The 23902-nt window shown below is 31.9% G+C and carries 18 protein-coding genes, 3 tRNA genes and 2 rRNA genes; 13 read left to right on the forward strand and 10 right to left on the reverse strand.

Translation table 11 applies throughout. The features are described from left to right. Positions 1-44: 44 nt before the first annotated feature. From H0I29_RS07670 to rrf, 4 genes are all read left to right on the forward strand, one after another. Positions 45-118, forward strand: a tRNA-Ile gene (locus tag H0I29_RS07670). A gap of 82 nt (positions 119-200) precedes the next feature. Then, positions 201-274: transfer RNA gene (locus tag H0I29_RS07675), tRNA-Ala, on the forward strand. 175 nt (positions 275-449) lie between these two features. Continuing rightward, a 23S ribosomal RNA gene (locus tag H0I29_RS07680) occupies positions 450-3334 on the forward strand. Between the two features lie 107 nt (positions 3335-3441). Further along, positions 3442-3551, forward strand: a 5S ribosomal RNA gene (rrf, locus tag H0I29_RS07685). Positions 3552-4072: 521 nt separating this feature from the next. On the opposite strand, the gene H0I29_RS07690 is transcribed toward rrf, so the two are convergent. Further along, complete coding sequence (locus H0I29_RS07690) at positions 4073-4855, reverse strand: nitrilase family protein (RefSeq protein ID WP_218754975.1); 783 nt, start codon at positions 4853-4855, stop codon at positions 4073-4075. A gap of 70 nt (positions 4856-4925) precedes the next feature. On the opposite strand from H0I29_RS07690, the gene H0I29_RS07695 reads away from it, so the two are divergent. The 4 genes from H0I29_RS07695 to H0I29_RS07710 all read left to right on the forward strand — a co-directional run bounded on the left by H0I29_RS07695 (position 4926) and on the right by H0I29_RS07710 (position 10626). Continuing rightward, a complete protein-coding gene (locus H0I29_RS07695) occupies positions 4926-7664 on the forward strand; it encodes a PD-(D/E)XK nuclease family protein (protein WP_218754976.1) in 2739 nt (912 codons plus the stop codon). Between the two features lie 125 nt (positions 7665-7789). Next, positions 7790-9124 carry an MATE family efflux transporter gene (locus H0I29_RS07700; RefSeq protein ID WP_218754977.1) on the forward strand — a complete coding sequence of 445 codons (1335 nt, stop codon included), beginning with the start codon at positions 7790-7792 and terminating at the stop codon, positions 9122-9124. Positions 9125-9271: 147 nt separating this feature from the next. Further along, positions 9272-10033: an enoyl-CoA hydratase/isomerase family protein gene (locus tag H0I29_RS07705; protein WP_218754978.1), complete on the forward strand. Its 762-nt coding sequence runs from the start codon at positions 9272-9274 to the stop codon at positions 10031-10033. A 29-nt stretch (positions 10034-10062) separates the two neighbouring features. Further along, a complete protein-coding gene (locus H0I29_RS07710) occupies positions 10063-10626 on the forward strand; it encodes an MOSC domain-containing protein (RefSeq protein ID WP_218754979.1) in 564 nt (187 codons plus the stop codon). 3 nt (positions 10627-10629) lie between these two features. On the opposite strand, the gene H0I29_RS07715 is transcribed toward H0I29_RS07710, so the two are convergent. Then, positions 10630-11772, reverse strand: coding sequence for a DNA polymerase III subunit delta' (locus H0I29_RS07715; RefSeq protein WP_218754980.1), 1143 nt, complete (start codon positions 11770-11772; stop codon positions 10630-10632). 178 nt (positions 11773-11950) lie between these two features. Here H0I29_RS07715 and pgk point away from each other — a divergent pair, with 178 nt between their 5' ends. Continuing rightward, on the forward strand, positions 11951-13138 hold the full coding sequence (pgk, locus tag H0I29_RS07720) for a phosphoglycerate kinase (RefSeq protein ID WP_218754981.1): 1188 nt from the start codon (positions 11951-11953) through the stop codon (positions 13136-13138). A 209-nt stretch (positions 13139-13347) separates the two neighbouring features. After that, a complete protein-coding gene (locus H0I29_RS07725; protein ID WP_218754982.1) occupies positions 13348-14388 on the forward strand; it encodes an aldo/keto reductase in 1041 nt (346 codons plus the stop codon). Between the two features lie 221 nt (positions 14389-14609). Here H0I29_RS07725 and H0I29_RS07730 read toward each other — a convergent pair whose 3' ends face one another. Both H0I29_RS07730 and H0I29_RS07735 read right to left on the reverse strand, forming a co-directional pair. Beyond that, positions 14610-14915 (reverse strand): DUF6370 family protein, encoded by a 306-nt coding sequence (locus H0I29_RS07730; protein WP_254712720.1) that lies wholly within the window; start codon positions 14913-14915, stop codon positions 14610-14612. 67 nt (positions 14916-14982) lie between these two features. After that, a complete protein-coding gene (locus tag H0I29_RS07735; protein WP_218754983.1) occupies positions 14983-16668 on the reverse strand; it encodes a glutamine--tRNA ligase/YqeY domain fusion protein in 1686 nt (561 codons plus the stop codon). Between the two features lie 218 nt (positions 16669-16886). Here H0I29_RS07735 and folB point away from each other — a divergent pair, with 218 nt between their 5' ends. The 3 genes from folB to H0I29_RS07750 all read left to right on the forward strand — a co-directional run bounded on the left by folB (position 16887) and on the right by H0I29_RS07750 (position 18203). Beyond that, positions 16887-17243, forward strand: coding sequence for a dihydroneopterin aldolase (folB, locus tag H0I29_RS07740; protein ID WP_218754984.1), 357 nt, complete (start codon positions 16887-16889; stop codon positions 17241-17243). A gap of 151 nt (positions 17244-17394) precedes the next feature. Beyond that, positions 17395-17465, forward strand: a tRNA-Cys gene (locus tag H0I29_RS07745). Positions 17466-17654: 189 nt separating this feature from the next. Continuing rightward, the gene (locus H0I29_RS07750) at positions 17655-18203 is read left to right on the forward strand and encodes a hypothetical protein (protein WP_218754985.1); all 549 of its coding nucleotides are present in this window, start codon (positions 17655-17657) and stop codon (positions 18201-18203) included. 410 nt (positions 18204-18613) lie between these two features. On the opposite strand, the gene H0I29_RS07755 is transcribed toward H0I29_RS07750, so the two are convergent. The 6 genes from H0I29_RS07755 to H0I29_RS07780 form a co-directional block, all read right to left on the reverse strand. Then, positions 18614-19696, reverse strand: a complete 1083-nt coding sequence (locus H0I29_RS07755) for a DUF6371 domain-containing protein (RefSeq protein ID WP_218754986.1) — start codon at positions 19694-19696, stop codon at positions 18614-18616. 2 nt (positions 19697-19698) lie between these two features. After that, on the reverse strand, positions 19699-21276 hold the full coding sequence (locus tag H0I29_RS07760; protein ID WP_218754987.1) for a phage/plasmid primase, P4 family: 1578 nt from the start codon (positions 21274-21276) through the stop codon (positions 19699-19701). 3 nt (positions 21277-21279) lie between these two features. Continuing rightward, positions 21280-21714 carry a hypothetical protein gene (locus tag H0I29_RS07765; RefSeq protein ID WP_218754988.1) on the reverse strand — a complete coding sequence of 145 codons (435 nt, stop codon included), beginning with the start codon at positions 21712-21714 and terminating at the stop codon, positions 21280-21282. Beyond that, positions 21714-22019: a helix-turn-helix domain-containing protein gene (locus tag H0I29_RS07770; RefSeq protein ID WP_218754989.1), complete on the reverse strand. Its 306-nt coding sequence runs from the start codon at positions 22017-22019 to the stop codon at positions 21714-21716. Before H0I29_RS07770 ends, H0I29_RS07765 begins: the two co-directional genes overlap by 1 nt. Next, on the reverse strand, positions 22009-22185 hold the full coding sequence (locus H0I29_RS07775; RefSeq protein WP_218754990.1) for a hypothetical protein: 177 nt from the start codon (positions 22183-22185) through the stop codon (positions 22009-22011). Before H0I29_RS07775 ends, H0I29_RS07770 begins: the two co-directional genes overlap by 11 nt. Before the next feature lie 432 nt (positions 22186-22617). After that, positions 22618-23865, reverse strand: coding sequence for a tyrosine-type recombinase/integrase (locus H0I29_RS07780; protein WP_218754991.1), 1248 nt, complete (start codon positions 23863-23865; stop codon positions 22618-22620). Positions 23866-23902 lie beyond the last annotated feature (37 nt).

Below are 23902 nucleotides of genomic sequence, written 5' to 3' on the forward strand. Positions count from 1 at the left end.
CTCTTTGCTGTTAATTTTATAATATAAGTATTTTAAGCTATTATAGTCTCGTAGCTCAGCTGGTTAGAGCGCTACACTGATAATGTAGAGGTCGGCAGTTCGAGTCTGCCCGGGACTACAAAAAGCTAAAGTACTAAGGAAATTCTGGAAGTAAGAGGATTCTACATTCATAATTTAGGATTTATTCTGAATTTCATAATGGGGGATTAGCTCAGCTGGCTAGAGCGCTTGCCTTGCACGCAAGAGGTCATCGGTTCGACTCCGATATTCTCCACAACGGTCAATTTCAAGTAAATAGACCACAAGTTCATTGACATATTGGTAAAATGATATCGTAAGAATCAAATAGATAGAGAACAATTAGAATATTTATATTCTAATTAAATAATTTTTTTATAAAAATATAAAAGAGTTCATTATAGTATGGAAACATACTGTAGCAAAAAGTACAATAAGTTAAGTAAGGGCGTATGGCGGATGCCTAGGCTCTCAGAGACGACGAAGGACGTGATAAGCTGCGAAAAGCTACGGGGAGGGGCACATACCTTTTGATCCGTAGATATCCGAATGGGGCAACCCGGCATGTTGAAGACATGTCACCTAGCAATAGGGGTAAACCCGGTGAACTGAAACATCTAAGTAACCGGAGGAAGAGAAAACAATAGTGATTCCGTTAGTAGTGGCGAGCGAACGCGGATTAGCCCAAACCAAATTTGTTACGGCAAATTTGGGGTTGTAGGGCCACGATATTCGAAGATAAGTGAATTAGAACAGTTTGGAAAGACTGACCATAGAGGGTGATAGTCCCGTAAAAGTAAGCGAATTTAAGATAGTGGTACCCTGAGTAGTGCGGGACACGAGTAATCCTGTATGAATCCACCGGGACCATCCGGTAAGGCTAAATACTCCTGAGAGACCGATAGTGAACTAGTACCGTGAGGGAAAGGTGAAAAGAACCCTAAGTAAGGGAGTGAAATAGAACCTGAAACCGTACGCCTACAAGCGGTCGGAGCATCATTTATGGTGTGACGGCGTGCCTTTTGCATAATGAGCCTACGAGTTACTGTTTCTAGCAAGGTTAATTGATTAAGTCAAGGAGCCGTAGCGAAAGCGAGTCTGAATAGGGCGCTTTAGTTAGTAGTAGTAGACGCGAAACCGAGTGATCTACCCATGGGCAGGTTGAAGCTGTGGTAACACACAGTGGAGGACCGAACCAGTTGACGTTGAAAAGTCTTTGGATGACCTGTGGGTAGGGGTGAAAGGCCAATCAAACTCGGAAATAGCTCGTACTCCCCGAAATGCATTTAGGTGCAGCGTTGAGTAAAAGTTTTATAGAGGTAGAGCTACTGATTGGATGCGGGGGCTTCACCGCCTACCAATTCCTGACAAACTCCGAATGCTATAAAATGTTTCTCAGCAGTGAGGGCATGGGTGCTAAGGTCCATGTCCGAGAGGGAAAGAACCCAGACCATCAGCTAAGGTCCCCAAATATATGTTAAGTTGAAAAAACGAGGTGAAATTGCTTAGACAGCTAGGATGTTGGCTTGGAAGCAGCCATTCATTTAAAGAGTGCGTAACAGCTCACTAGTCGAGCGATTTCGCATGGATAATAATCGGGCATAAACATATTACCGAAGCTATGGATTAACGTTGAAAGACACGTTAGTGGTAGGGGAGCATTGTAATCAGCGTAGAAGGTGTACTGTGAGGTATGCTGGAGTGTTTACAAAAGAAAATGTAGGCATAAGTAACGATAATGGGGGCGAGAAACCCCCACACCGAAAGACTAAGGTTTCCTCAGCGATGCTAATCAGCTGAGGGTTAGTCGGGTCCTAAGGCGAATCCGAAGGGAGTAGTCGATGGATAACAGGTTAATATTCCTGTACTTCTTATAATTGCGATGGGGTGACGGAGTAATGAAAGCACCGCGAACTGACGGAATAGTTCGTTGAAACATGTAGCTATTGGCACTGTAGGTAAATCCGCAGAGTTAGGTGAAATGTGATAGTACCAAGCGTCTTCGGACAATTGGATAGTGTGCCTAAGGGCTTCCAAGAAAAACCTCTAAGCTTCAGATTATAAGAACCCGTACCGTAAACCGACACAGGTAGTTGGGATGAGAATTCTAAGGTGCTCGAGAGATTCATGGCTAAGGAACTAGGCAAAATAGACCCGTAACTTCGGGAGAAGGGTCGCCCATCTTCGGATGGGCCGCAGTGAAAAGGTCCAGGCGACTGTTTATCAAAAACACAGGGCTTTGCTAAATTGAAAGATGATGTATAAGGCCTGACACCTGCCCGGTGCTGGAAGGTTAAGTGGAGGGTTTAGCTTCGGCGAAGATCTGAAATGAAGCCCCAGTAAACGGCGGCCGTAACTATAACGGTCCTAAGGTAGCGAAATTCCTTGTCGGGTAAGTTCCGACCTGCACGAATGGTGCAACGATCTGGACACTGTCTCAGCCATGAGCTCGGTGAAATTGTAGTATCGGTGAAGATGCCGATTACCCGCAGCGGGACGAAAAGACCCCGTGAACCTTTACTATAGCTTAGTATTGGCTTTGGATAAGTAATGTGTAGGATAGGTGGGAGACATTGAAGCGGCGTCGCTAGGCGTTGTGGAGTCGTCCTTGAAATACCACCCTTTGCTTATCTAGAGTCTAACTCAGAGATGAGGACAGTGCTTGGTGGGTAGTTTGACTGGGGTGGTCGCCTCCAAAAGAGTAACGGAGGCTTCTAAAGGTACCCTCAGTACGCTTGGTAACCGTACGTAGAGTGCAATGGCATAAGGGTGCTTGACTGAGAGACATACAGGTCGATCAGGTTGGAAACAAGAGCATAGTGATCCGGTGGTTCCGCATGGAAGGGCCATCGCTCAAAGGATAAAAGGTACTCCGGGGATAACAGGCTGATCTCCCCCAAGAGCTCATATCGACGGGGGGGTTTGGCACCTCGATGTCGGCTCGTCACATCCTGGGGCTGGAGAAGGTCCCAAGGGTTGGGCTGTTCGCCCATTAAAGTGGCACGCGAGCTGGGTTCAGAACGTCGTGAGACAGTTCGGTCTCTATCTGCTGTGGGCGTTAGAAATTTGCGTGGATCTGACTCTAGTACGAGAGGACCGAGTTGGACTGACCTCTAGTGTACCTGTTGTTTCGCCAGAAGCATAGCAGGGTAGCTACGTCGGGAAGGGATAAGCGCTGAAAGCATATAAGCGCGAAACCCACCACAAGATGAGATTTCTTTAAAGGGTCGTTGGAGATTACAACGTTGATAGGTCATAGGTGTAAAGGCAGTAATGTCATAGCCAAGTGATACTAATAACCCATAGACTTATGTACGCTTCCCGCCGAAAGGCGGGAGCAGAACCTCTTTATTTATTAGACGATTTAGATATTATTTTACCATATGTTAACTTATACAGTTAAAATTATTTAGCTGAAAATTTTAGGGTGGTTATAGCATTGGGGCTCACCTCTTCCCATCTCGAACAGAGAAGTTAAGCCCAATCGCGCCGATGGTACTGCATTTATGTGGGAGAGTAGGTCGCCGCCTTTCTTTAATCTTGAATATTCAAGATCCTAAACCTCAATTCTTATGAATTGAGGTTTTTTTTTGTAATAAACTCAAAGGTTTGTTATGGGGTTGCATGTACTCGTTACAAAGGAGCACTAGCGAAATTTTAATCCTTGTTATTTTCTATTCTTAGATAGATTAATTTAAGTGACTTGAGATGTTTAAACAAGTTCAGTATGACTATGTTTGGTTTATTCTTTAGAACTGCAGTCTTATTTCTGAATTATATTCTTTTTTGCGTGAAGGATAGTAGTGTAAAGCCCACAGTGAGGTACGAGCGAGGACTTGTAGTGTATAGCCTGACCATTTTTACGCAATATGTTACCTATTATAAATTTTGTTTTTTAAAATGGGCACGCCCTAAATCATTTACAAAATTATGGTGTACTATGTAGTTATAAAAGGATTAATTACTAAATGATTGATATAATAATTTTTTATAAGATTTAAGAAATCTCATTTCTACATTGAATTAAGCCTATTTTAGTTATTTGGTTGAACTTCTATTGTTCAATTTTAAACGCATCCATATCAATTAAAAAGCCCAATTTTTCTCGACTTCTAGTTTGTTTATCTTTGAATAAAGTAGCTTTTATAATTCCAACTTCATTCTTTTTTAAATTAGAAGATTCCTCACCTAAATAATCAATCAATAAAGAGTTTCCTGTGTATTGATAATTATTGGCGTCCTTTCCGGTTCTATTTACGCCAATAACATAACTCATGTTTTCTATTGCACGTGCTTTTAAAAGTGTTTTCCAAGCTTTAATTCGAATAGTTGGCCAATTTGCCATAAAAATTAAAAGGTCGTAATTTTCGGTATTTCTAGCCCAAACTGGGAATCGTAAATCATAACAAATTAATGGGCATATTTTCCATCCTTTGTAATTTACAATTAATTTTTCCGAGCCAGATGTATATACTTTATCTTCCCCAGCTAAAGTAAATGAATGTTTTTTATCATATATCTCTATTTTTCCGGATGGAAGTACAAATACCAAACGATTGTAAAAGTTTCCTTTTTCTGAAATCACTAAACTTCCACAAATAGCAAGATTCTTTTCTTTCGCCATTTTTAACATCCACGAAACGGACTTTCCGTCCATTTTTTCAGCAACGTTTTCTGGTTTCATGGTAAAACCTGTAGTGAACATTTCTGGCAATACCACAAGATCTGTATTTTTAGAAAGTCGAATAATTTTTTCTTCAAAAAAGGCAAGATTTCTTTCTGGATTTTCCCAAATTAAATCAGCTTGAACACCAACAATGTTTAATTCATTTTGCATCAAAAAATAATTTAATGTTTAAAGATGTATAAAAGTAAGTTTTTGTAATTTAGAAATCCAAAAAAAAGCTATGCAATCTTTTATTTCTACTACAATAGAGACTATTTTAAAAACAACAAAATCTTTTGAAGATGTCATTTTTGTACTACCCTCTCAAAGGGCAAAAGTATTTGTAAAACAAACCTTTAAAAATAAAATTACCGTTGGTTTTTTACCAGAAATTATAAATGTTGAGCAGTTTATCAATAAAATTTCAGGAATAGAAAAAGCAGATAGCATTCAATTATTATTTCACTTTTACACTATTTATAAGGGGATAGAGAAGGAACCGGTAACTTTTGATGTCTTTGCATCTTGGGCTTTTACAGTTATTCAAGATTTTAACGAGATAGATCAACATTTAATAGAAACAAAAGATATCTTTCATTATTTAAGAGATATTCAGCGTTTAAAAAAATGGTCTGTAGAGGGAGAGTTTAAAGAAACTGAATTAATGAAGGATCATTATTTGTTTCTAGAAAAACTTAACACGTACTATAATGCATTTTACCAATTTTTAAAAGAAAATAATATAGGGTATCAAGGTTTAATTTATAGAGAATCTTGTAATAAAATAGATTACTTTCTAGAAGATAATGTAAATAAAAAATTCTTTTTCATTGGTTTTAATGCTTTAAATGCTGCAGAGGAATTGTTATTTCAGAAAGTTTTAGAAGGTGGAAACTCAGAAATTTATTGGGATATTGATGAAGCTTTTTTTAAATCGAATCATCAAGCAGGTAAATTTATTAGAAGGTATAAGAAAGAGTGGAGATATTATGAGAAAAATGATATAAAATCCTTAGGAGAAACCTTTTCTGCGCCTAAAAATATTGAAGTTATTGGTGCTTCTAAAAATACTACTCAAATTAAATATGCAGGTGAGATTTTAGAGAAAATTACAGATTTTAAAAATACCGCTTTGGTGTTAGCAGATGAAACATTGTTGCCAATCACTTTAAATTCTTTGCCTAAAAACATCAATGCTATTAACATTACCATGGGATATCCGTTAAAAGATGTGCCTACAACAAACTTGCTATTATCTATATTTCAACTATTTATCTCTCAAGATAAATTGCAGAAATCTATTGTGAATGAGTTTTATTATAAAGATGTAATTCGGTTTTTAAAGCACCAATCTATTTACAGGTTAATTCCCGAAATAGATCCCTTTTCAGACAATATAGCAAAACATAATCAGACGTTTATCAACCAGGATGATATTCATAAATTATTAGAAAATTCAGAAGTAGTATTAAAACAAGTGTTGGTTTCAATATTTAGTACTTACGCTTCCGTAGATGAATTTATAGACAGAATTTTAAACTTAATAAACTACCTAAAAGAAGATGTTAGCGATTTAGAAAAAGAATATTTATTTCGATTTTACACCACATTTACGCAGTTAAAAACATTGCAAAATGAGTTTAAATATTTTCCAGATTTAAAAACATTAGCACTGTTTTTTAGACAATTAATTTCTTCGGAAAGTTTATCATTTCAAGGAGAACCATTAAGAGGTTTGCAGTTAATGGGAATGTTAGAAACCCGTGTTTTAGATTTCGAAAACATCATTTTAGTTTCTATAAACGAAGGAGTTTTACCAGCTAGTAGTCAGCAAAATTCTTTTATTCCTTTTGATGTTAAAGTAGAGTTTGGCCTGCCAACCTATAGAGAAAAAGATGCTATTTACTCATATCACTTTTTTAGATTAATGCAAAGAGCAAAAAACGTTTTTATCATTTATAATACAGAACACGACGTTTTAGGAAGTGGAGAAAAAAGTAGATTTGTTACGCAATTAGAAATGATGCGAACAGATGTAATTCAAAAAACGGTTGCTCCAAAAGTAGTGAATCAAAAAGTGGAATTGAAAGAAATTAAAAAGGATGAAACTGTTTTAGAAAAGCTGCAAGAATTGGCTGAAAAAGGAATTTCTCCATCTGCATTAACCAATTATTTATACAATCCGATTTCGTTTTATAAACAAAAAATAATAAAACTTAAAGAGTTTGAAGATGTAGAAGAAACTGTTGCCTATAATACATTAGGTACTGTTGTTCACGAAACTTTGGATGAATTGTATACGCCCTTTGTAAATAAGTTTTTACAAGCGGAAGACATCGATTCAATGAACAAGAAGTCGAAAGATTTAGTGGTTAAGCATTTTAAAGAAGCTTTTAAAAACGGCGATATTTCTACAGGTAGAAATCGTTTAATTTTTGAAGTAGCCAACCGATTTGTCAATAATTTCTTAGCACAAGAAAAAGAATTATTAAAAGATAAAAACAATCAATTAAAGATTCTTGCAACTGAAGAAAATTTATCCGCAGAAATAGAAATTGAAGGAATCGATTTTCCTATTAAAATTCACGGTCAAGTAGATCGAGTGGATGAGCTCAATGGTGTTTTGCGCATTATTGATTATAAAACGGGCATGGTTAGTAGCTCCGATTTACGCGTGGTAGAATTCGAAAAACTAAGAGAAAAAGAGCAACACAAAGCCATTCAGGTACTACTATATGCTTATTTGTACACTAAAAGTAAAAATTACGATTTTAAGAAACCTTTAGAAGGTGGTATTTATTCTTTTAAGAACTTAAATAGTGGTTTTTTATCCATTAATTTTTCATCGAACTATAGAAAGGCAGATGTAGAAATCACCGAAGATAAATTAGAAGAATTTATTGTTGAGATAAAAGCATATATTAAAGAGATGTATACCTTAGATATAGGTTTTATTGAACCCGCAGATTTAAAATATTAAAATAATTTTTTGGGCGTTACCACAAGGGTCAGGCTTTCCGTTACAAGTCCTCGTTCGTACCTCACTGTGGGCTTTTCACTGCAATCCTTAACGCAAATGTAATTACCTTTGTAAAAAATAATTTTTTGAGCACAACTATTACTTTAAAGAAGATTAATAAGTTAGCAATTCCTGCTTTAATTGCAGGTATAGCAGAACCATTATTATCTATTACAGACACAGCAATTATTGGTAACATCTCTGAAAATGCAACAGAAAGTTTGGCCGCTGTGGGAATTGTAGGCGCATTCATTTCTATGTTAATTTGGGTTTTCGGACAAATCAGAAGTGCCATTTCTTCTATTCTTTCGCAATATGTTGGCGCCAACAAATTAGATGAAGTAAAAGGATTACCAGCGCAAGCAATTGCCATTGTAGTTTTTGGAAGTTTAATTATATTGGCAATTTCATATCCGTTTGCAAAACAAATTTTTGAATTTTATAATGCATCCGGAACTGTTTTAGAGTATTGTGTTACCTATTTTAAAATACGAATTTTCGGATTCCCATTTTCACTTTTTGTATTTGCTGTATTTGGTGTTTTTAGAGGTTTACAAAACACTTATTATCCAATGATTATTGCAATTATAGGGGCTTTGTTAAATGTTTTTTTAGACATTATTCTAGTATACGGAATTGAAGGCTATATACCAGCTATGAATATAGAAGGTGCTGCATATGCAAGTATTATTGCCCAAATTACAATGGCTATTATTGCCTTAGTTATGTTGCTGAAAAAAACGTCTATATCCTTAAGAATTAGTTTGCCTTTTCATAATGAAGTGCCGCGTTTGTTAGGAATGATAGGAAATCTTTTTGTAAGAACTATTGCCCTAAATACCGCTTTATACTTTGCTACTTCATATGCCACAGATTATGGTAAAGAATACATTGCTGCCTATACAATTGGTGTTAATATTTGGTTGTTAGGTGCTTTTATGGTAGATGGGTATGCTAGTGCAGGAAATATATTATCTGGAAAATTTTTAGGAGCAAAAGATTTTACTTCTTTAGTAGAACTAAGTAATAAACTTTTAAAATATGGTTTGGCAATAGGGGTGCTTATTGGTCTGATTGGTTTTATTTTTTACAATTTCATCGGACAAATTTTTACGAAAGAACCTGCTGTTTTAGAACAGTTTTACAATGTTTTTTGGATTGTTTTATTAATGCAACCTATAAATGCCATCACTTTTATTTTTGATGGAATGTTTAAAGGAATGGGAGAAATGAAATATTTAAGAAACCTCTTACTTCTTTCTACTGCATTGGTTTTTATACCCACATTATTGATTTTTGATTATTTTGATTTAAAATTAATTGCAATTTGGATTGCCTTTACACTTTGGATGATTGCAAGAGGATTGCCTTTAATTATTAGGTTTAGATCTAAATTTATATCATTAGTAATCAACGAATAATTTTTACGTGTCATTCCGAAATTAGCTTTTTGGCGATTGAAGAATCTCATTTTTAATTTCTTTGATTGAACTTCTGAATACTAAATAGTCTCATTTTAAAAAGACATTCAAAATAAAATCCACTATTTTTACAAAAAGATACATTTTATGAGCACTACAAGACAAAACGGAAGTTTATTTACGAGTATTCAAAATAAAATTGCAACTATAGAATTTGGGCATCCTGCAAGCAATTCTTTTCCGAGTGAATTATTAGGGAGGTTAAGTAAAGAATTACTTTCAGTAGGTAATAATGAAGACGTTTCTGTTATTATTTTAAAGTCTGAAGGCGAAAAAGCATTTTGTGCTGGCGCTTCTTTTGATGAGTTAGTCGCTATTTCTAATTTAGAAGAAGGTAAACAATTCTTTTCTGGTTTTGCAAACGTAATAAATGCCATGAGAACTTGTGGTAAATTAATTATTGGGAGTGTTCAAGGAAAAACTGTTGGTGGTGGAGTTGGTTTAGCTGCTGCTTGCGATTATGTCTTGGCAACTGAAAGTGCATCCATAAAATTATCTGAATTTACCATAGGAATTGGTCCTTTTGTAATTGAACCCGCTGTAACACGTAAAATTAGTGTTGCAGGAACGGCAGAATTAACGTTAGATGCAACTAGTTGGAAAAACGCGTATTGGGCAAAAGAAAAAGGCTTGTATGCTAGGGTTTTTGATTCTCAAAAAGAATTAGAGAAAGAAGTAGAATTGTTATCAGAAAAATTGGCTTCCTACAATCCTGTAGCTTTATCAGAAATGAAGAAAGCACTGTGGCAAGGAACTGAAAATTGGACTGATTTATTAGCCGAAAGAGCTGCTGTTTCTGGTGAATTGGTTTTATCTGAATTTACAAAAAGAGCATTAGAGAAATTTTAAAAATAATCTATAAGATTTTATATTTAAGAATGAAAATCATTTCAACAAATATTGGGGAACGAAAAGAAATAGACTATAAAGGTACTTTGGTTACTACGGGAATTTTTAAATACTCTGTAGATAAACCTATCTTTTTAGATATCGAAGATGTAAAAGGAGATGCTATTTGCGATAGAGAAAATCATGGTGGAGTTTTGCAAGCAGTTTACGGATATTCTCTAAAACATTATGAATATTGGAATGCTATTTTTCCGAAAGTAGATTTTGAAATGGGAATCTTCGGAGAAAATTTAACGATTGATGATTTAGATGAAACTAAAATACATCAAGGAGATACGTTCAAAGTTGGTGAGACTATTTTAGAAGCAACTGTGCAAAGAGATCCTTGTTATAAATTAGGTGTTCGTTTTAACAATATGAAAATTGTAAAAAAGTTTTGGAAGACTACTTTTTGTGGGGTTTATTTTAAAGTTCTACAAACAGGTTTTGTAAAAGCTGGTGATGAATTTATAAAAATAAAAAGTTGTCCAGAAAATCCAACTATTGCAGATTTGTTTGTTGCAAAAAGAATTTTAAACGGAATTAGTGAATAGCTTCTAAACCGTTTCTTCTTTTTTGTGTAAAAAACGAGTCAATTTCATGGATAAATCTAACAAAATAATCTTTGGATTTCCGTTTCTTTCTATGTGGTACATGGCATCATTTAGTTCTTTTTCGATGTCTAAAATATTGCCAGAATGAACAAAAGGTGCAAATTTAGAAAGATTGAATCCGGTTTTAGATTCCATAAAAACCAAGTGATCCGATTTATAATTTAGCAACATTGCTTGTCTAAAAAATTGCAAACAATAGTCTAAAAAACGTTTTTGAGTTTCACGTCCGGTTTTGGCAATGGTGTCCGACCATTCAATTAATTGTTGCACAACGGCAGCATTTCCTTTCGCTTTAAAAGCAGTTCTAATCCATGCAATAAACCATTCTTCAAAAACAAGATCGCTAGAATCGTTTTGTAACAGTTGCAATGCTTTGTTGAAATTTCCTTCTGCTTGATGTGCAATTTTAGTAGCATTATTTTCTGAAACTTGATGCTTTTCAACTAGCGCATTAGAAATATCTTGCTCACTTAAAACAGGAAAATGTAATGCCTGACAGCGAGATTTTATGGTGTTTATAATCTGACCTTCGTTTTCTGTAATTAAAATAAAGACCGTTTTTTCAGGTGGCTCTTCAATTAATTTTAGCAATTTATTGGCGGCAGCAATATTCATTTTTTCTGCCATCCAAATAATCATCACTTTAAAGCCACCTTCGTAACTTTTAAGACGAAGTTTTTTTACCACTTCTTCTGCTTCATCAACTCCAATAATTCCTTGTTTGTTTTCTACACCAATATGTTGCAGCCAATTAAATAAACTTCCGTAAGCTTGTGTTTCTATAAAACTTCTCCAATCTTCTAAAAACAAACTACTAACAGGATGTTTTTTTACGTTATCATTGGAAGTAACTGGGTAGGTGAAATGTAAATCTGGATGCTGTAATTTGTCGCATTTTAAGTTGCAGACATCAGCGTTATCAGAAAAATTACACAATAAAAACTGTGCGTACGCAATTGCCATTGGCAAAGTTCCGCTACCTTCTTTCCCTACAAATAATTGAGCATGTGGTATTCTGCCGTTTTCAGCAGATACTTTTAAGTGTTTTTTAATGTGTTCTTGTCCGATAATTTGGTTGAAAAGCATGGGCAAATATAAAATTTGTTTGGCATTAATCCATTAATTTTAGAAGGCAATCTTTTTAAAGATTAAATATTTGAAAAGCACAGTATTCGGCTTCGCAAACGTTGTATTAAATTTAAGGTTTAACATTTCTAAAAGTTTAAATAATTCGGTATTTTTGTTGAAAATACATTAATAAAAGATGAAAACATTAAAAGATTTTAATTTCAAGAATAAGAAGGCGTTAATTCGTGTAGATTTTAACGTGCCTTTAAATGATAAATTTGAAGTAACAGATGCTACTAGAATTCAAGCTGCAAAATCTACAATTATAGATATTTTAGAGCAAGAAGGAAGCTGTATTTTAATGTCACATTTAGGGCGTCCAAAAGGATTTCAAGATGAATTTTCTTTAGGTCACATTGTAGAAAAAGCTACTGAAATTTTAGGAGTTAAAGTAAAGTTTGTTGCAGACTGTATTGGAGATAAAGTAGAAGAAGCTGTTGCAAATTTACAATCTGGAGAAATCTTGTTATTAGAAAACTTACGTTTCTACGAAGAAGAGAAAAAAGGAGATGTTGCTTTTGCAGAAAAATTATCTAAATTAGGTGATGTTTATGTAAACGATGCTTTTGGTACTGCACACAGAGCACATGCATCAACAACAATTATTGCACAATTTTTTCCAGAAAACAAATGTTTTGGAAACTTATTAGCAAGAGAAATAGAAAGTATAGATAAAGTATTAAACAATTCTGAAAAACCAGTTTTAGCAATTTTAGGTGGTGCAAAAGTATCTTCTAAAATTACTGTTATTGAAAATATTTTAGACAAAGTAGATCACTTAATTATTGGTGGTGGAATGAGTTTTACTTTTATTAAAGCACAAGGAGGAAAGATTGGAAACTCTATCTGTGAAGATGATAAAATGGAATTAGCTTTAGATATTTTAAAGCAAGCAAAAGAAAAAGGAGTAGAAGTTCATATACCTGTAGATGTTATTGCTGCTGATGATTTTTCTAACGATGCTAATACACAAACTTTAGATATTGATGCAATTCCTGATGGTTGGGAAGGAGTAGATGCTGGACCAAAATCTAGAGAGATTTTTGATACAGTTGTAAATAAGTGTAAAACTATTTTATGGAACGGACCTTTAGGTGTTTTTGAAATGGAATCTTTTGCAGGCGGAACAATTGCATTAGGTCATTCTATTGACAAAGCAACCAAAAACGGAGCGTTTTCTTTAGTTGGTGGAGGAGACTCTGTTGCTGCTGTTAAACAATTTGGTTTTGCAGATAAAGTAAGTTATGTTTCTACTGGTGGTGGTGCAATGTTAGAAATGTTAGAAGGTAAAACATTACCAGGAATTGAGGCTATCTTAAAATAATGGTTTAATAGATAATTCTATTTTTAATTAACATTTAAGATATCAAACTGAGCTTGTCTAAGTTTCGTATTAAAATATAAATTTATTAATAAGCGTGTAATTGTAAAATTACACGCTTATTGTTTTATATAAGAATATATTATAATTTCGCAGTAAGTTTTTGTACAGTTACACGATTAAATATTTACACAATTACACTTCATTTATATATGAAATACACAAAATTACCAAATACAGATATTAAAGTTTCTAAGATTTGTTTAGGAACCATGACTTGGGGGAAACAAAACACGCAAGAAGAAGGTTTTGAACAAATGGATTATGCTTTAGAGCAAGGTGTAAATTTTTTTGATACCGCAGAACTATATGCTGTTCCTGCAACGCCAGAAACGTATGGAACCACAGAAACTATTATTGGAAACTGGTTTAAAAAAACAGGAAACAGAGATAAAGTTGTTTTAGCAAGTAAAATTGCAGGTCCTGGTCCATATACGGCACATATTAGAAAAAACGGATTGGCTAAAGAAGCAATTATTGAGGCCGTAGAAGGTAGTCTTAAAAGACTGCAAACAGACTATGTAGATTTGTATCAGTTGCATTGGCCAGAAAGAGGGGTTAATTGTTTTGGTACGAGAGATTATCCTTATAAAACATCAAATGAAGAGGCAGAAAATCATGTAGAGATTTTAGAAACTTTAGATGCCTTAATAAAACAAGGAAAAATAAGACAAATTGGTTTGTCTAATGAAACTCCTTGGGGAACCATGCAGTATTTACAAGCTGCTAAGGAATTGAATTTACCAAGAATGGCAACGATTCAGAATTCATATTCATTAATACATAGAAGTTATGAATACGGAATGTCTGAAGTGTCTATGAGAGAAAATATAGGTTTATTAGCCTATTCTCCTTTGGCACAAGGTGTATTAACTGGTAAATATTTAAGAGGACAAAAACCTGCAGATGCAAGAGGAATTATATATCCTAATTATATTACTCGATATCAAACAGGTGCTTCTGAGCAAGCGGTTTTAAAGTATGAAGAGATTGCGTTAAAAAACAAATTGAGTTTAACGGAGTTGTCTTTGGCTTATATAAATCAATTGCCATTTGTAACGGGTAATATTATTGGTGCATCTAAAATGAGTCAGTTAAAAGAAAATATTGGAAGTATAAATATTGATTTATCAGAAGAAATTTTAACTGAAATTGAAGCAGTTCACAAATTAATACCGAATCCTGCACCTTAGGTTAGTATTCAGTCTTCAGTAGGCAGTATAAAAACAAATTGTCTTAAAAACAAATTTGTCATGCTGAACTTGCGTAACTTCAATAATCATAAGAGTCTGAAATAAATTCAGATTGACAAAAAAATCCGATGAAAATTATTTCATCGGATTTTTTATTTATTGTCATTCCTGCGAAAGCAGAAATCTGTTTTTACGTCTTAATTCTAAATATCTTGGTTCTTTTACTCAACCAGTTTAATATCACTTGCAAAAAAGCGTCCATTCTCTACAACACCAGTAATTTCTGCTTTTCTAATTGCGTTACAGAAGCCAATGTTTTCGTCATGTGCATCACCAAAATCATCAATGTCAAAACCATCAACAAAATAGGCTTTATCATCAAATCTAACGGCTAAACTACAACCTGCTTCAGAATCTAAATTAAGCTGACATTGACCACAAGAAATTTCTGCAACATGTTTCACTTCCTTCTTGCTGGTGCAAGAAGCGAATATTAATAAACTTAAAACAATTAATTTTTTCATCATTATAAATTTTAAATGAACATTCTATTTTAAAACACAACAGTGATAGCTGCTACTGAATACTGCCTACTTATTTCCCTCCCCAAGAATCTCTCAATCCAACAATTTTATTAAAAATTAAATTGTCTTTGGTTGTGTCATTATCAACATTAAAATATCCCATTCGCTGAAACTGGAAACGTTCTCCAATGGTAGCCGTTTTTAAACTAGGTTCTACAAAAGCAGTAATTACTTCTAAAGAATTTGGGTTAATAAACTCCATAAAATCTTTGTCTTTATGGCTATCTGGCGCTTCATCTAAAAATAATCTGTCATAGGCTCTTACTTCTACTTTTGCAGCATGTTTTACAGAAACCCAATGCAAAGTACCTTTTACTTTACGTTTGCTTTCTTCGGTATCCATTCCAGATTTTGTTAACGGATCATACGTACATTGTATTTCAGTAATATTTCCATCAGCATCTTTAGTACAACTAGTCGCTGTAATAAAATAAGCATTTTTTAAACGGACCTCTTTCCCTAATTTTAAACGGAAGAATTTTTTATTTGCTTCCTCTCTAAAATCTTCACGTTCTATATAAATCTCTCTAGAAAAAGGAACCTCTCTGCTACCAAAACCATCTTCATAGTCGTTATAGTTGGCGTCTAACATTTCTTCTTTTCCTTCAGGATAATTTGTAATTACCACTTTAACAGGATCTAAAACTCCCATAACTCTCTTGGCAGTTTTATTTAAATCCTCACGAATTTTAAACTCTAAAAGAGCTACGTCAATTACGTTTTCACGTTTAGAAACACCAACAGTCTCAATAAAACTTTTTATAGATTCCGGAGTATAACCACGTCTTCTTAAACCAGAAATTGTAGGCATTCTAGGGTCGTCCCAACCAGCAACAATTCCTTGTTCAACCAAAGTTAACAATTTACGTTTACTCATTATGGTATAACTCAAATTTAAACGAGAAAACTCACGTTGTTTTGGCGGATTTGGGAATTCAGATTTGCTAAAATCGTACACATTATCTCTAAACCAATTGTACAATTCTCTGTGAGGTTTAAACTCTAAAGAACACAAAGAATGCGAAATTTGCTCAATATAATCACTCTCACCATGCGTCCAATCGTACATTGGGTAAATGCACCAATCAGAACCAGTCCTATGGTGATCTTTGTACATAATTCTATACATTAAAGGATCACGCATTAACATATTTGGGTTTTCCATGTCAATTTTTGCACGCAAAGTATGTTCACCTTCCTTAAATTTTCCATCCTTCATTCCTTGGAATAATTCCAAGTTTTCTTCAACAGAACGATTTCTAAAAGGACTATTAGTCCCAACCTGAGTTGGTGTACCTTTTTGCGCTCTCATATCTTCCGAAGATTGAGAATCTACATATGCTTTTCCATCTTTTATCAACAAAAATGCCCAATCGAACAATTGCTGAAAATAGTCTGATGAATAACACTCATTTGCCCAAGAATAGCCCAACCAAGAAATATCTTTCTTAATTGCATCTACATATTCTTGCTCTTCTTTTGCTGGATTTGTATCATCAAAACGCAAATTTACAGGTGCATTATAAGTCTCACCCAAACCGAAACTAATTCCGATTGCTTTTGTGTGACCAATATGTAAATAGCCATTTGGTTCTGGCGGAAAACGAAAACGTAAATTTTCTTTTGGCATTCCGTTTGTTAAATCCTCTTCAATAATATGCTCTAAAAAATTGAGCGATTTTTTCTCTTCAGACATCTGTTTCGGTACAAAATTAAGCTCCAAAATTACGTAAAATAACTCATTTTTCAGATCTTTTTTTGGGTGTTTCCCTGCGGGTCGTGCTTTACACTGTAGTTTTTTATAGTTTCCAAAAAAAAACTATAAAAAAGCTGCCGTTTCAATCACTAACACAAGTAGTAGAAAGTCTATAAAAATCGGTTAATAACGCTATATTTGTTCTTTTAAATTACAAAATGGGAATAATACAAGTAAACAACATTAAACTCTATGCTTTTCATGGATGTTTAGACGAAGAAGCAAAAATAGGATCTGAATACACTGTAGATTTAGAAATTAAGGCGAATTTAAAAAAATCATCTAGAACAGATGAATTGGCAGATACGGTAGATTATGTGCACTTAAACCTTATTGTAAAAGAAGAAATGGCTATTCGTTCTAAACTGTTAGAAGAAGTGGCGCAGAGAATCTTAGATAGAATATTTAAAGAAATTTCTAGAGTAAAAAAAGCGAAGGTTTCTGTAGCTAAGATTAATCCGCCAATTGGTGGAAACGTAGAAGAAGTAGTAATTATTCTTACAGAAAAAAGATAAATTTTACGCAGATAAAAAGAGGATAACTTGTTTTAAAATCTTAAAAATTATTTGTTTTGAGTATTAATTAAAAAAAATGCTTGTAATCTTTGTAAAATTGCGTAAATTTGCAATCCTTAAAAATAGATTTACATCTTGCTTTAAGATAAAAGGTGTCTTGGCCGAGTGGCTAGGCAATGGTTTGCAAAACCATGTACAGCGGTTCGAATCCGCTAGACACCTCAATAAAAAACCTTAACAAGCTATTTAATAGTGAGTTAAGGTTTTTTTAGTTTAACATTTGTACGATTTTTGTATTGTTGGTCTTTATAAACTTGTTTTTTTCTTTTTTATTAGTAACAAAGGATTGTTTTAAATGTATGTTTTTTGTTAACGTAGAGTGATACTTCTTTATCTTTGAGATAAAAAACTATGAAAAAAACACTTATTACACTATTGTTATTGATTCAAGTAGTAAATTTAAGTTCTCAAAACTCTAAAATTGAGTATGAGAATTTTAAACTTCAAGAAAATAAAAAATTAGTTTGGCAAAAAATTTATGATAATAAAGTATCTAAGGATTCAATATTTACAATATTAAGTGGATTTATATCCCAAAATAGTTTTTTGAATAATTTAAAATATAAAGATTTTACATTTAGTGGGTATTCTAATTTTTTAAGTATATCTAATACAAAAGGCTTGTCTTTAGCTGTGCAAAAAGAATTCAATTGTTTTGTGAAAATTGAAATTAAACCGAATAAATATAGAGTTACAATATCTAATGTTAAATTTAAACCAGTAAGTATGGATTTTGGGGGAATTACATTTGATGACCCTATGGAATTAGAGAGTTTGGCAGTTAGAAATAATCATTTTGAACTTAGGAAAAATAAAAAGTCTAAAGAAACCTTGCAAAGGCTTAATTCTGATTTTATTAATTTATTAGAATTAAAAAATACAAAGAAAGATAATTGGTAGTTTTGTTTATTGATATGAAAAAAATAATTGAAGATATATTCGAGGTTTTTTATCCTGATTCAAAAGAACCATTTAGTACAAAATTATTTGTAGTCTGTTTTTTGATATTTACTTTTATAATACTTTCTATTGTATTGTAATTATTTAGTAAAAAAAAAGATTGTTTTTAAACCTACATTTGGTACATTTCATACATCTTTAAAATGTAAATTATTGTTATTATCTTCTGTAATGTTAGTAAATGTTAGGTTTTTTGATAAAACTTGAATAATCAAAATGAATAAAGCCTTTTATTGATTCAAAAACAATACATAAGAATCTTTAAAATACTGAATAATTAAAACAATACGCGCGCGCGAGTTCAAAAAAAATCTTACGCGCAATACGGATAGTGGAATATTAAAAGAATATTAATTGTTTAAATAATAATCAGCCAGATCAAAACCGTTTTTAGAACTTGTTTTTTCTAAAATATTACTAACTGCTATTTTAAAACCTTTTTGGTTTAAATCTGTTGCTTTAGTATTCCAATTATCAAATTCGCCTTTATCAGGAAACGCAATACATTTTCTTTTTTTAAGTGGTTGTAATAATTCAATTTTAAAATTTGATTTGCTTCCTGTTGCAATCCAAATAAATTGAGGTAAAAATATACTCATAATTATAGCTGTTTTTTCACTCTCTACAATTGCAATTTCTTTTTGATAATCTGTATTAATAAGATGTAAACCAAATAAGCATTGTTTAAGATTGAAATTATGCTCTTTTAGGGCGTTATGTAGCCAATTGATGCAATTGTAAGGTTCTTTTACTCTTTTGCCTGTAAGGTTGTTGTATAGCATTATTTTACAAGCGTGAATTTGTTCTTTGTTATCTATTTGCCAAAATAAGGTTGAATTATTCCAATAATGATTATTACCTGAAATAAAATAATTTTGAGTAGCTTTAAAAACCTCATCAGGTGTAAAAATCGTACTTAAATATTCTGTTAAGTTGTCCTTTGTAGGTGTATCATTATACAAAGTGTCTAATATTTCTAAATTATGATAAGTAGGTTCTTTTGTTACTTCAGGTTTAACTTGTACTTTATCATTTATAAAAGCGGTGTTTTCTGTATTAAAATACTTGCTTTCATTGTTTAAATATTGAATAGTAGAGGTTTTTAAATACCATTCAGTAATATAACAACTTTTTAAATTTAGTTCTAATATTTGCGACTTTGGAACAATCGAAATAGTACCGTTTACATCGACTAATTTATATGCTTTTTCACTTATCTTTTTTACCGTGCAAAAAACAATTAAAAAAGCCTTTTTTCCTTTTGGTGGTGCTTTGTGATATTTACAGTTTTGCTCCCTATCACATCTGCCAAAATCAGTAGGCAAATATTCGCCCTTAACTGTATCTACATAATAAACAAATGTATTTTTATTACAGTTAGGACAAATATTTTTCTTACTACTTTTATCTAATGAATATCTATATTCATTCATTATTAATAAACTGTTTTATCAGTTGAAATATAAGCTACATTTCCAATACTAATTCTTTTTATCAATATTTTAAAATGTCGTAAACGCTTCATAAAGTTTGATTTGTTTACATTACAAAAACCGTCTTCAATACAAAATCTTTTGTACTGGCTGTATAGTTCACTTATTGAGGTGTAATCAGTAGAGGTTTTATATTCTAATTCGTCAATAAACATCTTAACACTATCGCTTTGTTTTTCGTAATCATTTCGACTATTTTCGACGGCTTTACATTTACTAAAATTCTTTTGAGATAAAACCCTTTCAAGTCCTTCAAGAATCCAGTTAAAAACGCCTGATAATTCGTTGTTAATTATCTTTTGTGGCAATTGTTTGTCTTGTTTGTCTTCAGGTATTGTAACATCAAAACCAATAATTAAAAACCGTCTAAAAAATGCGTTTGTGTGTTCTACGTCTTTAGGCAATTCATTACAATTGAAAATTAACTTTGCATACTCATTTAAAATAAAAGGTTCTCCAAACGGTAAACGTGCTTCAATCGGTTCGCCTGATGCCATTTGTTTAAATACATCAGTTTCTAATTTTCCGTTTATTTCTGATGCATAATTGACTAATTTATCACCAATTTTTGCCCTTTGATAGCCTCTATCATCTGTTAAGCTTTGTAAAGAGTAATTACTAATGTTTTCAGTACTTAGTAAGGCGTTTAAAACCTCAAAGAATACACTTTTACCATTTGCACCAGTACCATACAAAATAAGCATCTTTTCAAGCTTTAAAACGCTTGGTTTTATAAAGATATAACCACAATATTCTGCAAAAACTTTTTGTTTGTCTTTATCGGGTAAAACCTCATCTAAATATTTTTGAAATAGCGGTGCGGTTGCTTCAGGTTCATATTCAAAAGGTAATTGATGCGTTAAAAAATCAACTCGATTAAAATCTCTTAAACCTCTTTTAGTGGGTGTAATTTCAAATGTACCATTTTGTAAATTGATAAGTACATTCTTTTTATTTGTCTTTGGTGTTGGCAAATAAGCATCTGCCATAAACTGTTTAAATAACTCATCTTTAAAAGTATGTATTTTACCTCTAAATTTATCAACGCCCATTTTTAAAGATACATTTCCTAAAAAAGATTGAAAACTTTCTTTGTCAATTCCAGTCCAATAATAACCATTATACAAATAGATAAAACCGTTCTTTTTGCATAAACCCCAGTTATTAATTTTAGCAATCTTTAAAAGTTGTTCAATACAAATAATTAAATAGTGATTTTTAGTGAGTTTATAAGATTGTAAGCGTTTGTTTAATACCTTGTATTTGTCAAATTCAGCCTTATTTTCTTTATTATAAGAACCGTCTTTGTTAAATACAAAAGGTTTTAAAACTTCAATATCGTTTTCTAATTTAGTAATATCAGGAAACGCCAATATTTTAAAATCTATTTGACTGATACTGTTTGCGAGTTCCTGTAAAATGTCTTCAGAATTTTTTTCTAATAATTCTAATTGGTCAGATAAATTAACTACTTCTTTAGTAACTAAATTATTTTTGCTTAGTATGTTCTTAGTGTCCATATCTTAAAACATTTTTAATTGATTGTTAATAGGTAGTAAATCAGTATTATTCCATTTATTAGGATTTGTACATAAATATTGAACATTTCTTGATTTTGTTACAGGGCAAACTCCAAAACCAACCACTTTAAGTAGGTTTTTATCCTCATAATATTTTTTACATTCTGTTAAATATTTGTGAGGTATTGAAGTGTTTTTTTCTACGTCTGCACAAGTTGTTACATTATTAAAAAGGTAATTGTAAAACCTTTTTCGGTATTCATCTCTAAAAAGATTCTTCATATAATGTAAGTCAAAACTATTACAAACTTCAATTTGTTCTAATGGTTCAAAGTATCTGTTTTTTTCTATAAATTCGCTTAATTTAGATACTTTATTTGTATCTTTACCTGTATTATAACTCTTATTATAAAGGCTTTGTGTTTCTGTTGTATTCATTAAGCCTTTATTTTTTTAAGTGGTTTTAATCCCTCTAAGATTTCACTGCGTTTGTAATAATTCTTATTAGCAAATTTGTAAACTGTAATTTTATTACTATTCTGCCAATGCCATAAGGTTGTCGGGTTTATTTGTAGTAGTTCTAAAACCTGTTCCCTTGTCATTAAGTCTTCTTTGTTGTTTTGACTGCTAAGTTCTTTTTTCAGGTTTTCAAACTGTTCTGTTAACCATTCTTTATTTAATTGTGAAAAGTCTTCAAATAGTGCCTGAATTAAATTATTACTTTTTAAGTTTTTAGTTTCCATTGCTTAATCTTTTTTTAGAGTTAAACAATTCAACTTCTTTGGCATCAAAAAGAAAAAAATCTTTGTGATTATTAACTGGTTTTAATTTACCAGATTTTACAATTAAGGCGACATTGCGACTTGTACAACCAATTAAATTGGCTACTTCTTTTGTTTTTAATAACATAGGTTACTATTTGCGTATTAAATGAATATTAACGCAAATGCTTTAGGTAAAAGCAATCATAAGGAAGTTAAATAATGCTGTAAGTTTTTGTAATAACTACAAAAGAACTACATTTGTATTGTAATTGGGTTAAATTTCCTAGGTTGAACCCTTTTACAATGAAAAAAAAACTAAATATATGAAAGCATTTGTGAACTTCGCATTTGCTTTTTTTTATGTTCACAATTGAACTTTTTAAGGTTCAACTTTGCAGGTGCAAGATAATACTTAATTAAGAAGTTAATTGATATTTTATTAACAGGTTATGAGCATTTTGTTAATGAATTTTCAAACATTATAATTATGTTAATAAAATTATCAATTAGAGATTTAATGATAAATAATGTATGAAATGCACCAAATGTAGGTTTAAAAACAACTTTATTTTTTTGATTAAAAATAGTTGGTTATTTCAAGTGCTAAATCTTTGTTACTTTTTCCTATGTAATTTAAAAACATTGTTTCAGTGCTATGTCCTGTAATGTAGATTAAATAAGTAGTAGGTATTTTTCCGTAAAAGTTAGTTGCAAAACTACGTCTTCCAATATGTGAGGTTACAAGTTCCCATTTCTTATAAGTTCCTGATTGTTTTCTGAATATCTTACTGCCTTTTTTGGTTTCTACTAACTTACTGCCTTTTGTAGGTTCGTTTATTTCTGCCAGTTCGCAAACGTCTTTTATAAAGTCATTATACTTTTGGTCTGAAATTGAATAAGGAAATTTTCCACCTCGTTTGTTTAATATTTCTAAAACTTTAGGGTGTAAAGGAACAGTCATATTTTTACCTGTTTTCTTTTGAGTAAATTCAATTAAATGTTTACCGTTTTCAATTCTTATTTGTTCATCTGTAAAACGCATAAAATCTGAAATTCTTTGACCTGTATAACAACTAATAATTAACCAGTCTTTTACGTTGTCTAAGCTATCAGTTAATTTTTCTTTACTGATATTTTCAATCTTTTCTAAATCTTCAAAAGTTAAATATATCTTTTCTACTTTTTGTTTTTCAATTCTTAAACCGTCTAATTGGTGGTGTGTTTCAAGTCCTAAATATCGAGCGTGTTTACAAAAAGTTTTAATAGTTACAAATTCTCTTTGAATAGTGTTTTGAGAATACATTCTCTCTTTTTGATAATTTACAAATTCATTTTTAAAACTATCATTTATATTTTTTATTAATATTTTCTTATTGATGAAAGCTTCATATTTAATAAGCTTATTTTTTATTACTCTACATTTTTTTTTGGTGGTTTCTGTTATTTCGTTTTTTCTATAATCTAAATAAAAATCTATGTAACTGATTAAATCAGTAGGTATATTAGTTTCTTCTTTTGGATTGTAATAATTATCAATTTGAGTTTGTAACCATTCTTTATTTATGTTTTCTATATTTTCAGAACTAAAAGCCTTTAAAACGTGGTTTTCTATTTTATTGAGTTCGTTATTTACATCAGTTTGTTTATTTGTAATCTCAATATCTTTTGATTTCTTTTTATGTTGTTTACTCCAATAGGTTTTTTCAATTTCAAATTTTGTCTTTGCTCCGAAAACATAGTCTATATCATTATAGCGGTATAATAACCTTAATACTAAATTTGATTTTTCTTTTGTAGAACGGTATAAAAAATTAACTGATGCCATATTGTAAGATTATTTAACAATACAAATATAATAAATA

This window comes from Polaribacter sp. R2A056_3_33 (assembly GCF_019278485.1).
Taxonomy (GTDB): Bacteria; Bacteroidota; Bacteroidia; order Flavobacteriales; family Flavobacteriaceae; genus Polaribacter.

Coding starts and splice junctions, on each gene's coding strand:
- H0I29_RS07690 (WP_218754975.1), bottom strand. CDS start 4,855: ATGCAAAATGAATTAAACATTGTTGGTGTTCAAGCTGATTTAATTTGG.
- H0I29_RS07695 (WP_218754976.1), top strand. CDS start 4,926: ATGCAATCTTTTATTTCTACTACAATAGAGACTATTTTAAAAACAACA.
- H0I29_RS07705 (WP_218754978.1), top strand. CDS start 9,272: ATGAGCACTACAAGACAAAACGGAAGTTTATTTACGAGTATTCAAAAT.
- H0I29_RS07710 (WP_218754979.1), top strand. CDS start 10,063: ATGAAAATCATTTCAACAAATATTGGGGAACGAAAAGAAATAGACTAT.
- H0I29_RS07715 (WP_218754980.1), bottom strand. CDS start 11,772: ATGCTTTTCAACCAAATTATCGGACAAGAACACATTAAAAAACACTTA.
- pgk (WP_218754981.1), top strand. CDS start 11,951: ATGAAAACATTAAAAGATTTTAATTTCAAGAATAAGAAGGCGTTAATT.
- H0I29_RS07725 (WP_218754982.1), top strand. CDS start 13,348: ATGAAATACACAAAATTACCAAATACAGATATTAAAGTTTCTAAGATT.
- H0I29_RS07730 (WP_254712720.1), bottom strand. CDS start 14,915: ATGATGAAAAAATTAATTGTTTTAAGTTTATTAATATTCGCTTCTTGC.
- H0I29_RS07735 (WP_218754983.1), bottom strand. CDS start 16,668: ATGTCTGAAGAGAAAAAATCGCTCAATTTTTTAGAGCATATTATTGAA.
- folB (WP_218754984.1), top strand. CDS start 16,887: ATGGGAATAATACAAGTAAACAACATTAAACTCTATGCTTTTCATGGA.
- H0I29_RS07750 (WP_218754985.1), top strand. CDS start 17,655: ATGAAAAAAACACTTATTACACTATTGTTATTGATTCAAGTAGTAAAT.
- H0I29_RS07755 (WP_218754986.1), bottom strand. CDS start 19,696: ATGAATGAATATAGATATTCATTAGATAAAAGTAGTAAGAAAAATATT.
- H0I29_RS07760 (WP_218754987.1), bottom strand. CDS start 21,276: ATGGACACTAAGAACATACTAAGCAAAAATAATTTAGTTACTAAAGAA.
- H0I29_RS07765 (WP_218754988.1), bottom strand. CDS start 21,714: ATGAATACAACAGAAACACAAAGCCTTTATAATAAGAGTTATAATACA.
- H0I29_RS07770 (WP_218754989.1), bottom strand. CDS start 22,019: ATGGAAACTAAAAACTTAAAAAGTAATAATTTAATTCAGGCACTATTT.
- H0I29_RS07775 (WP_218754990.1), bottom strand. CDS start 22,185: ATGTTATTAAAAACAAAAGAAGTAGCCAATTTAATTGGTTGTACAAGT.
- H0I29_RS07780 (WP_218754991.1), bottom strand. CDS start 23,865: ATGGCATCAGTTAATTTTTTATACCGTTCTACAAAAGAAAAATCAAAT.